The sequence below is a fragment of the Antarcticirhabdus aurantiaca genome (assembly GCF_009765365.1).
In the GTDB taxonomy this organism is placed as follows: domain Bacteria; phylum Pseudomonadota; class Alphaproteobacteria; order Rhizobiales; family Rhizobiaceae; genus Antarcticirhabdus; species Antarcticirhabdus aurantiaca.
On sequence record NZ_VTOM01000018.1, the window covers coordinates 14,075 to 28,298 of the forward strand.

Below are 14,224 nucleotides of genomic sequence, written 5' to 3' on the forward strand. Positions count from 1 at the left end.
ATGGGAGGCCGTTGGCCCGACAGAGCTTCATCCGCACCGGGAGAACCGTTCCGCCATGATCATCCGATCCGCCGGCCTCGCCGCCGCCCTGCTTCTCGCCGCGGCCCCCGCCGCCCTCGCTCAGAACGCCGGGTCCCAGGAGGCGATCACCATCCAGATGAAGGCGCCGGACGGGACCGACCACGGCACCGTCACCGTGACGTCGACGCCGCACGGGCTGCTCTTCGCCGCGGACCTCACCGGCCTGCCGGAAGGCGAGCACGGCTTCCACGTCCACGCCGTGGGGCAGTGCGAGGGCGACTTTGAGTCCGCCGGCGGCCACTACAACCCGACCGACAAGGATCACGGCTACCTCGCCGAAAACGGGCCGCATGCCGGCGACCTTCCCAACCTCGAATCGATCGGCGGCATGGCCCGCTTCTCGGCCTTCTCGCCGATGCTCACCATGACCGGCGGCGACGCGCCGGTGATGGACTCGGACGGCTCGGCGGTCATGGTGCATGCCGGGCCGGACGACTACCTGACCAATCCGTCCGGACATTCGGGCGGGCGCATCGCCTGCGGCGTGATCCCGCCGGCGCCCTGAGACGCGGCCGCGGTTTTCCGCCCCGCTTTTCGCACCGCGGCGCCTTGCGAGGGGCGCCGCGGCGCACTAGGGTCCGCGCGCTTTCGCGCCGGGCTCTCCATCATTCGCTTCGCTCAACCCGGCGCATCCCTGCCGGAGTTGCCCGCCATGGCGTTTCTTGCCGCCGCCCTCGACCGCGTGAAGCCGTCCGCCACGATCGCCGTCGCGCAGAAAGCGCGCGAGCTGAAGGCGCAGGGGCGCGACGTGATCGGCCTCGGCGCCGGCGAGCCGGACTTCGACACGCCGGAGAACATCAAGCAGGCGGCCGTCGACGCCATTGCCCGCGGCGAAACGAAGTACACCCCGATCAGCGGCATCCCGCAGCTGCGCGAGGCGATCTCGAAGAAGTTCAAGCGCGAGAACAACCTCGACTACAAGCCCGAACAGACCATCGTCTCGACGGGTGGCAAGCACGTCCTGTTCAACGCCTTCATGGCGACGATGAACCCGGGCGACGAGGTGATCATCGCCGCGCCCTACTGGGTGAGCTATCCGGAGATGGTGTCGTTGTGCGGCGGCACGCCGGTGATCGTCGAGACGCGCCAGGAAGACGGCTTCAAGCTGACGGCGGAGGCGCTGGAGGCGGCGATCACGCCGAAGACCAAGTGGTTCCTGTTCAATTCCCCGTCGAACCCGACGGGCGGGGCCTATACCCGTGCCGAGGTGAAGGCGCTGACCGACGTGCTCATGCGCCACGAACACGTCTGGGTCATGACCGACGACATGTACGAGCACCTGGTCTACGGCGACTTCACCTTCACGACGCCGGCGGAAGTGGAGCCCGCGCTCTACGAGCGGACCCTCACCGTCAACGGCGTGTCGAAGGCCTATGCCATGACCGGCTGGCGCATCGGCTATGCCGGCGGGCCGCTGAAGCTGATCAAGGCGATGGACATGATCCAGGGCCAGCAGACCTCGGGCGCCTGCTCCATCGCTCAGTGGGCGGCGGTGGAGGCGCTGAACGGCACCCAGGACTTCATCCCGAAGAACCGCGCGATCTTCCAGGGCCGCCGCGACCTCGTGGTGTCCATGCTGAACCAGGCGAACGGCATCGACTGCCCCTCGCCCGAGGGCGCCTTCTACGTCTACCCCTCCTGCAAGGGGCTGATCGGCAAGCGCACGGAGAGCGGCAAGGTCATCGAGACGGACGAGGACTTCGTGACCGCCTTGCTCGAAGCCGAGGGCGTCGCGGTGGTGCACGGCTCGGCCTTCGGCCTCGGGCCCAACTTCCGCATCTCCTACGCGACCTCCGAGACGCTGCTGGAGGACGCCTGCTCGCGCATCCAGCGCTTCTGCGGCTCGCTGCGCTAGGCCACGGCGTCGCTGGAGGCGGCTGCCGCCTTCCCGCGCGCGTCGGACATGAAAAAGGGCGGGGCCGCGAGGCTCCGCCCTTTTTCCGTCCGTGCTGTTCGCGACGGTCAGCGCGTCAGGCGCTTGTAGGTCGGGCGCTTGGGGTTGACCGAATCCGGGCCGAGGCGGCGGATCTTGTCCTGCTCGTAGTCCTGGAAGTTGCCCTCGAACCATTCGACGTGGCTGTCGCCCTCGAAGGCGAGGATGTGCGTGGCGAGCCGGTCGAGGAACATGCGATCGTGGCTGATCACCACGGCGCAGCCCGCGTATTCCTCCAGCGCGTCCTCCAGGGCCGTCAGCGTCTCGGTGTCGAGGTCGTTGGTCGGCTCGTCCAGGAGGATGACGTTGGCGCCGGACTTCAGCATCTTGGCCAAGTGCACGCGGTTGCGCTGGCCGCCCGAGAGCGTGCCGACCTTCTGCTGCTGGTCGGGACCCTTGAAGTTGAAGTTGCCGACATAGGCGCGGCTGTTCATCTCGTACTTGCCGAGCTTCATGATGTCGACGCCGCCCGAGATCTCCTCCCAAACGTTGTGGTTCGGGTTGAGGTTGTCGCGGCTCTGGTCGACATAGCCGAGATCGACGGTCTCGCCGATCTTGATCTCGCCGGAATCCGGCTTCTCCTGGCCGGTGATCATGCGGAACAGCGTCGTCTTGCCGGCGCCGTTCGGGCCGATGATGCCGACGATGCCGCCGGCCGGCAGCTTGAACGACAGGTTCTCGATGAGGACGCGGTCGCCGTAGCTCTTGGTCAGGTTCTCGACCTCGATGACGCGCTGGCCGAGGCGCTCGCCGGTCGGGATGACGATCTTGCCGTCGGCGGGCTTGCGGTTCTCCGCCGCCTCGACGAGCTCGTGATAGGCGCGGATGCGGGCCTTGGACTTGGCCTGCCGGGCCTTGGCGCCCTGGCCGATCCACTCGCGTTCGCGGGCGATGGCCCGGCCGCGCGCGTCGTCCTCGCGGCCTTCCTGCTGGAGGCGCTTGGCCTTCTTCTCGAGATAGGAGGAGTAGTTGCCCTCGTAGGGCAGGCCGCGGCCGCGGTCGAGCTCGAGGATCCAGCCCGTGACGTTGTCGAGGAAGTAGCGATCGTGGGTGATCATCAGCACCGCGCCCTCGTATTCGCGCAGGTGCTTCTCCAGCCAGGCGATCGTTTCGGCGTCGAGGTGGTTGGTCGGCTCGTCCAGGAGCAGGATGTCGGGCTTGGCGAGGAGCAGCTTGCAGAGCGCGACGCGGCGCTTCTCGCCGCCGGACAGCGGGCCGACCTCGGCGTCGGCCGGCGGGCAGCGCAGGGCGTCCATCGCCATCTCGACCTGGTTCTCCAGGTCCCAAAGGTTCTGGCTGTCGATGAGATCCTGGAGCTTGGCGCCTTCCTCCGCGGTCTCGTCGGAGTAGTTCATCATCAGCTCGTTGTAGCGGTCGAGGATGGCCTGCTTGTCGGCGACGCCTTCCATGACGTTCTCGAAGACCGTCTTCGACTCGTCGAGCTTGGGCTCCTGCGCGAGGTAGCCGACGGTCGCGCCTTCCGCAGCCCAGGCCTCGCCGGTGAACTCGGTGTCGTAGCCCGCCATGATCTTGAGGAGGGTCGACTTACCCGCGCCGTTCGGGCCCAGGATGCCGATCTTGGCGTTGGGGTAGAAGGACAGGTGGATGTTCTCCAGCACCTTCTTGGTGCCGTAGGCCTTCGTCAGGCCGGACATATGGTAGATGAACTGGCGTGCCATGAGCCGCTCCGGTCGCGTTCTCGGGGATCGGGATTTGGGTGCCTTCTAACCCGGCCGGCGCTCCAAAAGGAAGACGTCGCGATGGATCGCGTCGAGCGCTTGAAACCGGAGGCTTGCCCTTGCAGATGGGGGCTTGAAGGCCGCGGCGCCAGCCGCCGGCCGAACGGGCACCACGGGATTCTCGCGCATGATCCGCCACATCGTCTTCTTCACCGCGGCCAAGGGGATCGAGGCGAGCCAGGTGCGCCGGGGCCTCGACGCACTGCGGGCGATCCCGCATGCGAGTCGCTTCGAGGTGGCGCAGAATGCCGGCGTCGACCCGATGGGGAACACGGTCGAGATCGTGGTCTACGGCGAGTTCGCCGACTGGGACGCGCTGGCGGCGTTCAAGGCGGACCCGATCTACGCCGACACGACGGCGAAGGTCCGGCCGCTGCGCGAGATGCGGCTGTCGGCGGATTTCGAGGCCGAGGGGTGAGGTTGTTCCGCAGTTGCGGCCGAAAAGGGAGCCTTCCCTCGCCCGCTTGCGGGAGAGGGTGGGCCGCGAAGCGGGCCGGGTGAGGGTGTCGGCCGCGCGAGCGGCAAGGCAAACGACTGGCGTCGCGGCCTTCATGAACCACCCTCATCCGCCTGCCGGCACCTTCTCCCGCCAGCGGGAGAAGGGAGAGGTTTCGACGCCTGAGGCCTACTGGAAGCCCGGCGGATCGACGATGCCGCCGGGACAGCCGTCGGGGGCGGGGGCGGCTGCCGCGAGGAGGGCGGGGAGGCTGGTGTCGGAGGTCGCGCCGTAGCGCAGGTTGATGCGCAGCTCGCCGACAAGCGTGCGGCGGCCGTCGCGGGCGCAGTCGAGCATCACCCGCCGCCCCGCGCCGCGGCCGAAGGCGGCGTCGAAGGCCTGGCGGACGGCGCCCGCGTCGAGCCTGTCGCCGAGATTCTCGGCGAAGAGGGCGGCGACGGGCGAGGCGTTCAGGACCTCCACGAGGCGGATCGCCTCGGCGTAGTAGGTGTCGGCGTCGAGGCCGGAGCAGGTGCCGTGCTTGGCCCATTCGTGGCGATGGAGGCCGGAAGCGACGCCGGGCATGACGGCTTCGAGGGCGGCGCGCTCGGCAAGCGTCAGGTCCGGCTCCGGCAGCTCGGCCCAGGGCAGGCCCGCGAGCTCCTCGACGCCGCAATATTCGCCGCGCGGCCAGAGGCCGTGGAGGCTGAAGCGGACGGGCCCGCTGCCGGTCCGGCACTCCGCCGCGCGGGGCTTGGTCTCGCAGAAGGCGAGCTGCCAGGAGGCGGCGAGAACGACCTCGCCGGACAGGCCCTCGCGCGCCGGGGTGCCGGGCGGGCTCGGCGGCGGTTCGCCGCGCGCGGACTGGTTCGATTCCACCACCTCGCCGCAGCCGAAGGCCACCCAGCGGCGCTCCGGCCGGGCGCCGGGAATGCGCAGGAGATAGTGCGTGCCGCGGTCGGCATTGCGGCCGAGAAGGTCGTAGCGCCGGCCGGGCTCGACGGCGACGCCGCCGGGATTGCTCTCCTCGCGGATCGACTGCAGCGCCGGGCAGCGCGCCGAGGCGACGAAGTCGCCGGTCATGGGCACCTGCGCGGCGGCGGGCGCGGCGAGGAGAAGCGTGAGAACGGCGAGAATCATTGGTCGCATGACGGCCAAGGTAGAGCATCGGCGCCGGGATGGGATACGGGTCGACGGCGAGGAGGGCGGGAGCCATGTTCGACGAGACGTTCACGCTGGATTCGCCGACGGGCGCGGCGCTCCACACCTATCGCGCCCGGGCGCGGGGGCAGGCGCGCGGTATCGTCCTCGTGCTGCACGGCCTCGCGGAGCATGCCGGGCGCTACGGCCGGTTCGCCGGAGAGCTCGCCGAGGCCGGCTTCCACGTTCTCGCCAACGACCATCGCGGGCACGGGCGGACGAGCGCCCGCGACGCGCCGCTCGGGCGCTTCGCCGGGCGGGAGGGCGCGCGCAAGGTGATCGCCGACATCAGGGCGGTGGAAGCCCTGGCGCGGCGCGACCATCCCGGCCTGCCGCTCGTTCTCTTCGGCCATTCGATGGGCGGCATCGTCGCGCTGAACGTCGCGCAGGCCGAGGGGCCGCGGATCGACGGCGTCGCGGCCTGGAACTGCGACATCAATCCCGGCGCCGCCTTGCGCGTCGCGCGCCTCGCGCTTGCCGCCGAGCGCATGCTGAAGGGCTCCGACGTGCCGAGCGCGATCCTCGCCCGCGCGACCTTCGAGGCCTGGGGGCGCACGGTCTCGCCGCGCCGCACCGGCTTCGACTGGCTGAGCCACGACGCGGCGGCGGTGGACGCCTATTGCGCCGATCCGCTCTGCGGCTTCCGGCCTTCGGTCTCGATGATGGACGACGTCGTGACCCTGATCCGCGAGGGCGGGTCGAAGGCGGGCCTGTCGCGGCTGCCGCGCGCGATGCCGCTTCATCTCCTCGGCGGCCGGGACGATCCGGCGACGGATGGGGGCAAGGCCGTCGAGGCGCTGGCGCGGCGGCTCGACGGGCTGGGCTTCGTGTCCGTGGAGCGCGTCCTGCTGGAGGGCGCACGGCACGAAACGCTGAACGAGCGCGAGCCCGTGCGCGCCCGAGGAATGGCCGCGCTGACGGCGTGGCTGGGCCGGGTCGCCCAGCGCGCGCGCGGAGCGTGACGCGCGCTCGGCAATTTCCATCGCCGGCAAACGAGCTATGCGCATGTCACATGGCTGTCATTCGAAAACGATCATGGTTTCGCAAATGCGAAGTGATAATCTGATGGAGGTCGGCGCCGAGGGGGATACCTCCTCCCATCCTTCTCGAACCGATCGTTTCCTCCCAAGGGTTTGCTCTAAGCAAAGTCTTTTTTGGCCGGGCCTTGAGCCCGGCTTTTTCTTGTCCGCAGCATGGATCGCCAGGGCTCGGGCGCCGCGTCCGAGCGGCCGTGAACGGTGTAAAGCCGAGGGTTCGCGATCGTCCAGGGCGAGAAGCGCGCGGGATCCGCTCGCCTTGCTTGTTGGAACCCGGCCAATTCATTAATAATGCGGGAAGTTTCGGCTTCCGCATCGCTTCGAGCCCCCGTGTTCCTCCGATTCGCGGAGCCCACCCCTGGTGGAGCGCATGCGCAAACGAGCGACCGGCATCCTTCTGTTCTGCGTCTTTCTGCTGGCCGCCATCGTTGCCGGTTATCTCGACATGCTGAATTCCGAGCGCGAGCGCCTGGCGCAGCTCGGCAGTCTGGAAGCCCTCCGCGACGGCGCGGCTGCGGGGGCGCCAGCGCCGGCATCGTCTCGATCGGCAGCCTCGGGCGGCCAGAGTGCCGCGCCGGCGCCGGCGGTTCCGGTCGCGGCGGAAGCCGGGGCGGCCGAGGCGAAGGCGCCCGGCGAGGACAAGGCGCCGCGCTTCGACATCCTGCGCGCCGAGCCGAACGGCGACCTCGTGGTGGCGGGGCAGGCGCCGGCCGGCGCGACGGTGGCCCTGTTCGGCAACGGGCGCGAGATCGCGAGGGAAACGGCGAGCGAGGGCGGCTCCTTCGCCATGGTGCTGCCGGAGCCGCTGACGCCGGGCGCTCACCAGCTGGCGCTCTCCGCCACCATGCCGGACGGGAGCCGGGCCGAGTCGCCGCAGACGGCGCTCGTCGACGTGCCCCCGGCGGGCAAGGAAGACCAGCTCCTGGCGATGATCGAGGAGCCGAACGCGCCCTCCCGCATCGTCGAGGCGCCCAAGCCCGCGGGGGCGGAGGGCGGCGAGGCTGCCGCGCTTGCAGTGCCGGCGGCACCGGACGTGCGGGCCGAGCCGCCGGTGGCGGCCGCGGCACCTGTGGCACCGGCGGCGCGAGCGCCGGCGAGCGTTGCCGCCGCGGCACTGGCGAACGGGGCGAGCGACGCGGCGCAGGAGCCGCGCGCGCCTTCGCCGCTGGTGGTGGAGGCCGTGGAGATCGAGAACGGCCGCGTCTTCGTCGCCGGCACGGGGGCTGCGGGCCTGCGGGTGCGGGTCTATCTCGACAACGCGCTGGTCGGCGAGGCGCCGGTCTCGCGGGACGGGCGCTTCTTCGTCACCGCCCGGCGCGACGTGCCGGTCGGCGGCCATACGGTTCGGGCGGATCAGGTCGCCGCGGACGGCAGCGTCGCCTACCGCGCCGAGGTGCCCTTCGCGCGGCCGGACGACGGCGCCATGTCGGCGATCGCGTCCAGCGAGGCGCCTCCGGCGACCGCGGAGCCGGTGCCGTCCGCGGCGACGGAACCGCGCGAGGACGAGGATGCGGGAACGGACGTCGCGGTTGCCGCGATGCCCGAGCCGGTGGCGCAGGAGCGGGACGAGCCATTCGAGATGTCGGCGGCACCGATTGGATCATCGAGCGATCCGGCACCGGCAGCAGCAAAGGGACCGACGGAAGCGGCCGGCGAGCGTGCGGCAGAGCCCGAGGTCGTGGCTCCGGCGGTCAGCCAGCCGCCCGCATCGACCGAAACGGCGAGCGATGGTTCCGCCGAGCCGGTGGTCGCGACCGTCCAGCAGGCGCCTTTGACGACGGTGGAAGGGCGCGTGATCATCCGGCGCGGGGACAGCCTGTGGCGCATCTCGCGCGATCTCTACGGCGCCGGGCGGCGCTATACGGTGATCTACCTCGCCAACGGCGATCAGATCCGCGACCCCGACCGGATCTATCCCGGCCAGGTCTTCCGCGTGCCGAACGAGGCGGCGGACGGGGCCGAGAACGAGGGCTGAGCCGCGGCGGGGTCTACTCCGCCGCGCCGGACAGCATGGCGTCGCGGCCCGTGTCGAACTGAAGCCGGGCGAGGCGGGCATAAAGGCCGCCGCGGGCGATCAGGCTCGCGTGGGTGCCTTCCTCGACGATCCGCCCCTCCTCGATCACCAGGATGCGGTCGGCCTTGAGGACGGTGGCGAGGCGGTGGGCGATGACGAGCGTCGTGCGCCCTTGCATCAGGCCCTCCAGCGCGCGCTGGACGAGACCCTCGCTCTCGGCGTCGAGGGCGCTCGTCGCCTCGTCGAGGAGGAGGATCGGCGCGTCGCGCAGGAGCGCGCGGGCGATGGCGATGCGCTGGCGCTGGCCGCCCGACAGCGTCACGCCGCGCTCGCCGATGGGCGTCGCGTAGCCCTGATCCATGGCGGACACGAAGCCGTCGGCGAGCGCGGCGCGGGCGGCGCGCTCGATCTCGGCCTCGCTCGCCCCTTCCGAGCCGAACGAGATGTTCTCCGCGGCCGTCGCGGCGAAGACGGTGACGTCCTGGGGCACCAGGGCGATGCGGCGGCGCAGGTCCGCCGGATCCGCGGCGGCGACGTCGACGCCGTCGACGAGGATGCGTCCGGCGACGGGGTCGTAGAAGCGCTCGGTGAGGGCGAAGATCGTCGACTTGCCGGCGCCCGAGGGGCCGACGAGCGCGACCGTCTCGCCGGGGCGCACGACGAAGGAAAGGTGCGAGAGCGTCGGGGCGTGCGGCCGGCCGGGATAGGCGAAGGACACGTCCTCGAAGCGGATCTCGCCGCGGGCCGGCGAGGGAAGGGCGACGGGCGCCGGCGGGGCGGCAATCGCGGGGCGCTCGGCGAGGATCTCGCCGAGGCGCTCGGCAGCGCCCGCCGAGGCCGAAAGCTCGCCCCAGACTTCCGACAACTGGCCGAGCGCGCCGGCCGCGAAGACGGCGTAGAGCATGAACTGCCCGAGCGTGCCGGCGGTGAGGGTGCCGAGGGCCACGCGGCTCGCGCCGATCCAGAGGACGGCCACGATCGAGGCCGAGACGACGAAGATCGCGAAGGCGGTGAGAACCGCGCGGGCGGAGATCGAGTCGCGCGCGGCGCGGAAGGCGTCGTCGACGGCGGCGTCGAAGCGGCGGGTGGTGGGCCCTTCCGCGTTGAAGGCCTGGACGGTGCGGATCGCACCGATCGCCTCGGTGGCGAAGGCGCTGGCCTGGGCGAGCGTGTCCTGCGCCCGGCGCGAGCGGCGGCGCACGGCGCGGCCGAAGGCGACGAGCGGCAGGACGACGAGCGGAATCGCGCCGAGGACGAGCAGAGACAGGCTGGGACTCGTCACCACCATCATCAGCGCGGCGCCGAGGAACAGGATGAGATTTCGCAGGAGGATCGAGGCGGAGGCGCCGAAGGCCGACTTGATCTGTACCGTGTCGGCGGTGAGGCGCGACACGATCTCGCCCGACATCGTGCGGTCGAAGAAGTCGGGCGAGAGCCGGGACAGGTGGGCGAAGACGTCGCGGCGGAGCTCGGCGACGACCGTCTCGCCGAGGGTGACGACGAAGAAGTAGCGGCCGGCGCTGGCGAGCGCGAGAATCAGGGCGAGGACGCCGAGCATGGCGAAGTAGGCGTCGAGGAACCCCGTCGCCCCGCCGGTGAACCCCGGCTCGCTCCCGGAGAAGCCGTGGTCGACGACGCGCCGCACGGCGATCGGCAAGGTCAGCGTCGTCGCCGCGGCGGCGACGAGAAAGAACAGGGCGGCGACGGCCATGCCCTTGTGGCGCAGGACGTAGGGGGCGAGGGCGGCGAGCGGCTTCAGGTTGCGGCGCGGGCGCTGCTGCGTCGCGGAACTGATGTCGGGCAAGCTTGGAAGTCCCCCTTGCGGGATGCGGCGGGGCCGGTCTTGTGCGGCTTCGGGCCGTGATGTATAGGCTCGACCCCGGATTTGAAAGCGACGACGCCGTCTCTCCCTTCAAGTTTCGCCCGTCAAGCGTCTGAACGGCTCGCGCCAACAGGCCGCAGGGCCGGAGGCTTGGCGGACCGGGAAGGGCGGCCGAGACACTCGAAGGACAGGCCCATGCGCAAGAACATCCATCCCGACTACCACACGATCACGGTCGTGATGACCAACGGCACCGAGTACCAGACCCGCTCGACCTACGGCGCCGCGGGCGACAAGCTGAACCTCGACATCGACCCGATGTCGCACCCGGCCTGGACCGGCGGCAACCAGCAGCTCATGGACCGCGGCGGCCGCGTGTCGCGCTTCAAGAAGCGCTACGAAGGCCTCGGCATCTGATCCAGCCGACATCGGCCGGCATGTACGAAAAGGGCGGGCGCCGCGAGGCGCCCGCCCTTTTCGCATGTCACGGCCGGCTCGGCGGGGCGCGAAGTGGCCTCACGCCGCCGCGCCGGGACGGAGCCTATTTCAGCTTCGCATCGTGGGTGTGGTGGGTGTCCTGCTCGCCGCCGCCGGACGAGACCTGGGCGCGCGGCCCGTTGGTCGGCTCGCCGGGATTCGGACCGCGGTTCTCCGTCGGATCCGGGCGGTCGGGGCGCTGGTGGCTGGAGCCGGGGCCGCCGTGATGGCGGTTGGCGTTCTCGGTCTTCTGGGACGTGGACATGGCCTTCACCGATCCTGCTGGAGGCCCTGATGGGTCGTGTTCTGCTTGATGTTGCCCTGCCGGTCCTGCTCGCCGAGGTTCCGGGGCGCGGCACCGGCGTGGACGGCGTCGCCGCCCTCGCGGGGGCTGCCGGTATCGCCCGGGCCCTTGTGGCTGCGATTCTCGGATGGGACGGGGGGTGCCTTGGCGTTCATCGCGCCGTTCCTCCTTCTCGTGTCGTCGAGGAGGAAACCGGCGGGAATCACCAAGGGTTCCGATGAAAATCCGGACCCGGGTTCACTTCGTCCCGTACATGCGGTCGCCCGCATCGCCGAGACCGGGAAGGATGTAGCCCTTCTCGTTCAAGCGCTCGTCGATCGAGGCGGTGAAGATGGGAACGTCGGGATGGCCGGCGCGGAAGCGCTCGATGCCCTCCGGTGCGGCGAGAAGGCAGAGGAAGCGGATCTGCCGGGCGCCGCGCTCCTTCAGCTTCGTCACCGCCGCGACGGAGGAGTTGGCGGTGGCCAGCATCGGGTCGACCACGATCACGAGGCGGCTCGCGAGATCCTCGGGCGCCTTGAAGTAGTACTCGACCGGCTGAAGCGTCTCGTGGTCGCGATACATGCCGACATGGGCGACGCGCGCGGCCGGGACGAGGTCGAGCATGCCTTCGAGGAGGCCGTTGCCGGCCCGCAGGATCGAGGCGAAGACGAGCTTCTTGCCTTCGAGGATCGGCGCTTGCATCGGACCCAGCGGCGTCTCGATGTCGAGAACGGTCAGGTCGAGGTCGCGCGTCACCTCGTAGGTGAGCAGCGTCGAGATTTCCTTCAGGAGCCGGCGGAAGCTCGCCGTGGACGTTTCCTTCTTGCGCATCAGCGTCAGCTTGTGCTGCACGAGGGGGTGGTCGATGACGGTGACGCCTGACATGCGCTGAGCCGCTTTCGCTGTCTTATGTGTCCGACTGATCGATCCGGTCTAGCTCCGCGATCAGCCGGAGCCAAGCGAAATGAGGCTCGCGGACAGGCGCTCCAACAGGCGCCCGCGGGTCGGCTCGTCGACGAAGGCCGCCTCGATCGCCGTACGGGTGAGCCCGGCCCGGCGCGCCGCGTCGAGGCCCATGGCCGCCGCGAGCTCGTATTCGCGCGACAGGTCGGTCGCGAAGAAGGGCGGGTCGTCCGAGTTCACCGTCAGCCTGACGCCGGCCCGGGCGAGAACGGGCAGGGGATGGGCGTCGAGGCTCGGATAAACGCCGAGCGCGATGTTGGAGCCGGGGCAGGTCTCCAGAACGATCCCTTCCGCCACGATGCGCCGGACGAGGTCCTCGTCCTCCACCGCCCGCACGCCGTGGCCGAGCCGCGAGACCTTGAGCGCGTCCAGCGTTTCGCGCACGCCGTCCGCGCCGGCGAACTCGCCGGCATGGGCGGTGAGGCCGAGCCCGGCCTCGCGCGCGACGTCGAAGGCGGGGGCGAAGGCGCGCGGGGCGTGGGAGCGCTCGTTGCCGGCGAGGCCGAAGCCGGTGACGAGGCCGGTAAAGGCGGGATCGCGGGCGAAGCGCGCCGCCTCGACCGCGCGCTCGGGCCCGAGATGGCGGATCGCGACCACGATCAGGCGGCAGACGATGCCGTGCGCGTCCTCAGCCGCCTTGGCGCCGCGGCCGAGCGCGCGGATGTAGTCGGCGGGCGCGAGGCCGGCGGCCCTCGCATGGTCGGGCGAAACGAAGAGCTCGGAATAGATCGCGCCTTGGCGCGCGAGACCCGACAGGTAGTCGAGGGCGAGGCGCTCGTAGTCCTCGGGCGTCTTGAACAGGCCCGCCACGGCGTCGTAGGCGGCGAGAAAGCTGTCGAAGTCCTGCCATCGGTAGGTCTCGCCCGACACGATCCCGTCGAGGCTGCGGCCGGCTCGGGCGGCGAGCTCGCGCGCGAGCGCGACCGGCGCCGCGCCCTCGACATGGCAGTGGATCTCCGCCTTGGGGAAGGGGGCGGCCGGCTGGTCCGCGGCAGCGGCGGCTAGACGGTCGGCGATCGTCACAGGAAGTTCCTTCCGTCCGGGCCGGCGGGAACGCCGAGATGAGCCGCCAAGCTCGCGCCGATGTCGGCGAAGCTGTCGCGCCGCCCGATGTCGCGCGGTGCTATGCCGGGTCCGAAGCCGAGAACGGGCACGGCTTCGCGGGTATGGTCGCTGCCGGTCCAGGTCGGGTCGCAGCCGTGGTCGGCCGTGAGAACGGCGAGGTCGCCCGGTCGCAGCATCGCCTCGATTTCGGGAAGGCGCCTGTCGAAGGCTTCGAGGGCGGCGGCGTAGCCCGAAACGTCGCGGCGGTGGCCGAAGACCTGGTCGAAGTCGACGAAATTCACGAAGACGAGGTCGCCGCTCCCGGCGTCCTCCAGCGCCCGCAGGGTCTGATCGAAGAGAGCCATGTTGTTCGCGCCCTTGCGCACCTCGCTGACGCCGCGATGGGCGAAGATGTCGCCGATCTTGCCGACGCCGATCACGCGCCGGCCCGCCGCCGTCAGACGGTCGAGCAGCGTGTCGGCGGGCGGGGGAACGGCATAGTCGCGCCGGTTGGCGGTGCGCTCGAAACCGGTCTCAGCCGAGCCGACGAAGGGGCGCGCGATGACGCGGCCGATGTTCAGGGGATCGACGTGCCGCCGCGCGGCAAGGCAGAGCGCGTCGAGCCGATCGAGCCCGAAGGCCTCCTCGTGGGCGGCGATCTGCAGCACGCTGTCGGAGGAGGTGTAGAGGATCGGCTTGCCCGTCTCGACGCTTTCAGCGCCGAGTTCCTCGATGATCGCGGTGCCCGAGGCGTGACGGTTTCCGAGAATGCCGGGAATGCCGGTGTCGTCGACGATCTCGGCGATCAGGGCCGGCGGAAAGGCGGGCTCGGCATGCGGAAAGTAGCCCCAGTCGAAGCGCACGGGAACGCCCGCGATCTCCCAATGGCCGGAGGGCGTGTCCTTGCCGCGGGAAACCTCGACGGCCGAGCCGTGAAGGCCCTGCGGGGCCGGGGCTCCGGCGGGCGCGAGGCCCGCCGCGTGGAGGAGGCCGAGCCGCTCCATGTTGGGCAGCCGGAGCGGACCGGAGCGCAGGCCCGGCACGTCGGCCCGGCCGGCCGCGCAGGCTGCGCGGATGTGGCCGAAGGTGTCGGCGCCCGCGTCGCCGTAGGCCGCCGCGTCCGGCGCGCCGCCGATGCCGAAGGAGTCGAGCACGCAAAGAAGTGCGCGGGTCATGGTCCGTTTCCCGTCCG

General features: G+C 70.7%; 14 protein-coding genes. 6 read left to right on the plus strand and 8 right to left on the minus strand.

Annotated elements, in window-relative coordinates; all coding sequences use genetic code 11:
• Positions 1-55 precede the first annotated feature (55 nt).
• Both FZN60_RS19730 and FZN60_RS19735 read left to right on the plus strand, forming a co-directional pair.
• The gene (locus FZN60_RS19730) at positions 56-586 is read left to right on the plus strand and encodes a superoxide dismutase family protein (protein WP_158875230.1); all 531 of its coding nucleotides are present in this window, start codon (positions 56-58) and stop codon (positions 584-586) included.
• A gap of 147 nt (positions 587-733) precedes the next feature.
• On the plus strand, positions 734-1,936 hold the full coding sequence (locus tag FZN60_RS19735) for a pyridoxal phosphate-dependent aminotransferase (RefSeq protein ID WP_158875231.1): 1,203 nt from the start codon (positions 734-736) through the stop codon (positions 1,934-1,936).
• 107 nt (positions 1,937-2,043) lie between these two features.
• On the opposite strand, the gene ettA is transcribed toward FZN60_RS19735, so the two are convergent.
• Positions 2,044-3,693, minus strand: a complete 1,650-nt coding sequence (ettA, locus tag FZN60_RS19740; RefSeq protein ID WP_158875232.1) for an energy-dependent translational throttle protein EttA — start codon at positions 3,691-3,693, stop codon at positions 2,044-2,046.
• A 187-nt stretch (positions 3,694-3,880) separates the two neighbouring features.
• On the opposite strand from ettA, the gene FZN60_RS19745 reads away from it, so the two are divergent.
• A complete protein-coding gene (locus tag FZN60_RS19745; protein WP_158875233.1) occupies positions 3,881-4,171 on the plus strand; it encodes a Dabb family protein in 291 nt (96 codons plus the stop codon).
• A 207-nt stretch (positions 4,172-4,378) separates the two neighbouring features.
• Here FZN60_RS19745 and FZN60_RS19750 read toward each other — a convergent pair whose 3' ends face one another.
• Positions 4,379-5,338, minus strand: coding sequence for a ribonuclease T2 family protein (locus FZN60_RS19750; RefSeq protein ID WP_158875234.1), 960 nt, complete (start codon positions 5,336-5,338; stop codon positions 4,379-4,381).
• 65 nt (positions 5,339-5,403) lie between these two features.
• Between FZN60_RS19750 and FZN60_RS19755 the strand changes: the two genes are divergently transcribed.
• Together FZN60_RS19755 and FZN60_RS19760 are read left to right on the plus strand one after the other, a co-directional pair.
• Complete coding sequence (locus tag FZN60_RS19755) at positions 5,404-6,351, plus strand: alpha/beta fold hydrolase (RefSeq protein WP_158875235.1); 948 nt, start codon at positions 5,404-5,406, stop codon at positions 6,349-6,351.
• A 445-nt stretch (positions 6,352-6,796) separates the two neighbouring features.
• Complete coding sequence (locus FZN60_RS19760) at positions 6,797-8,401, plus strand: LysM peptidoglycan-binding domain-containing protein (RefSeq protein WP_158875236.1); 1,605 nt, start codon at positions 6,797-6,799, stop codon at positions 8,399-8,401.
• 13 nt (positions 8,402-8,414) lie between these two features.
• Here the strand turns inward: FZN60_RS19760 and FZN60_RS19765 are convergent, their stop codons facing one another.
• The gene (locus FZN60_RS19765; RefSeq protein ID WP_158875237.1) at positions 8,415-10,244 is read right to left on the minus strand and encodes an ABC transporter transmembrane domain-containing protein; all 1,830 of its coding nucleotides are present in this window, start codon (positions 10,242-10,244) and stop codon (positions 8,415-8,417) included.
• A 213-nt stretch (positions 10,245-10,457) separates the two neighbouring features.
• Here FZN60_RS19765 and rpmE point away from each other — a divergent pair, with 213 nt between their 5' ends.
• Positions 10,458-10,679, plus strand: a complete 222-nt coding sequence (rpmE, locus tag FZN60_RS19770; RefSeq protein WP_158875238.1) for a 50S ribosomal protein L31 — start codon at positions 10,458-10,460, stop codon at positions 10,677-10,679.
• Between the two features lie 124 nt (positions 10,680-10,803).
• Here the strand turns inward: rpmE and FZN60_RS19775 are convergent, their stop codons facing one another.
• The 5 genes from FZN60_RS19775 to FZN60_RS19795 form a co-directional block, all read right to left on the minus strand.
• On the minus strand, positions 10,804-11,004 hold the full coding sequence (locus FZN60_RS19775; protein WP_158875239.1) for a hypothetical protein: 201 nt from the start codon (positions 11,002-11,004) through the stop codon (positions 10,804-10,806).
• A gap of 5 nt (positions 11,005-11,009) precedes the next feature.
• Positions 11,010-11,198, minus strand: a complete 189-nt coding sequence (locus tag FZN60_RS19780) for a hypothetical protein (RefSeq protein ID WP_158875240.1) — start codon at positions 11,196-11,198, stop codon at positions 11,010-11,012.
• Positions 11,199-11,280: 82 nt separating this feature from the next.
• Complete coding sequence (gene upp, locus FZN60_RS19785) at positions 11,281-11,910, minus strand: uracil phosphoribosyltransferase (protein WP_158875241.1); 630 nt, start codon at positions 11,908-11,910, stop codon at positions 11,281-11,283.
• A 60-nt stretch (positions 11,911-11,970) separates the two neighbouring features.
• A complete protein-coding gene (locus FZN60_RS19790) occupies positions 11,971-13,011 on the minus strand; it encodes an adenosine deaminase (RefSeq protein ID WP_246726998.1) in 1,041 nt (346 codons plus the stop codon).
• Positions 13,008-14,207 carry a phosphopentomutase gene (locus tag FZN60_RS19795; protein ID WP_158875242.1) on the minus strand — a complete coding sequence of 400 codons (1,200 nt, stop codon included), beginning with the start codon at positions 14,205-14,207 and terminating at the stop codon, positions 13,008-13,010. The genes FZN60_RS19790 and FZN60_RS19795 overlap by 4 nt, the downstream gene beginning before the upstream one ends.
• Between the last annotated feature and the right edge of the window lie 17 nt (positions 14,208-14,224).

What these genes read in the sequence shown, in the direction of transcription:
- upp (WP_158875241.1), bottom strand. Translation starts at nt 11,910, where the DNA reads ATGTCAGGCGTCACCGTCATCGACCACCCCCTCGTGCAGCACAAGCTG.
- FZN60_RS19795 (WP_158875242.1), bottom strand. Translation starts at nt 14,207, where the DNA reads ATGACCCGCGCACTTCTTTGCGTGCTCGACTCCTTCGGCATCGGCGGC.
- FZN60_RS19750 (WP_158875234.1), bottom strand. Translation starts at nt 5,338, where the DNA reads ATGCGACCAATGATTCTCGCCGTTCTCACGCTTCTCCTCGCCGCGCCC.
- FZN60_RS19735 (WP_158875231.1), top strand. Translation starts at nt 734, where the DNA reads ATGGCGTTTCTTGCCGCCGCCCTCGACCGCGTGAAGCCGTCCGCCACG.
- FZN60_RS19775 (WP_158875239.1), bottom strand. Translation starts at nt 11,004, where the DNA reads ATGTCCACGTCCCAGAAGACCGAGAACGCCAACCGCCATCACGGCGGC.
- ettA (WP_158875232.1), bottom strand. Translation starts at nt 3,693, where the DNA reads ATGGCACGCCAGTTCATCTACCATATGTCCGGCCTGACGAAGGCCTAC.
- FZN60_RS19755 (WP_158875235.1), top strand. Translation starts at nt 5,404, where the DNA reads ATGTTCGACGAGACGTTCACGCTGGATTCGCCGACGGGCGCGGCGCTC.
- FZN60_RS19745 (WP_158875233.1), top strand. Translation starts at nt 3,881, where the DNA reads ATGATCCGCCACATCGTCTTCTTCACCGCGGCCAAGGGGATCGAGGCG.
- FZN60_RS19730 (WP_158875230.1), top strand. Translation starts at nt 56, where the DNA reads ATGATCATCCGATCCGCCGGCCTCGCCGCCGCCCTGCTTCTCGCCGCG.
- FZN60_RS19760 (WP_158875236.1), top strand. Translation starts at nt 6,797, where the DNA reads ATGCGCAAACGAGCGACCGGCATCCTTCTGTTCTGCGTCTTTCTGCTG.
- FZN60_RS19780 (WP_158875240.1), bottom strand. Translation starts at nt 11,198, where the DNA reads ATGAACGCCAAGGCACCCCCCGTCCCATCCGAGAATCGCAGCCACAAG.
- rpmE (WP_158875238.1), top strand. Translation starts at nt 10,458, where the DNA reads ATGCGCAAGAACATCCATCCCGACTACCACACGATCACGGTCGTGATG.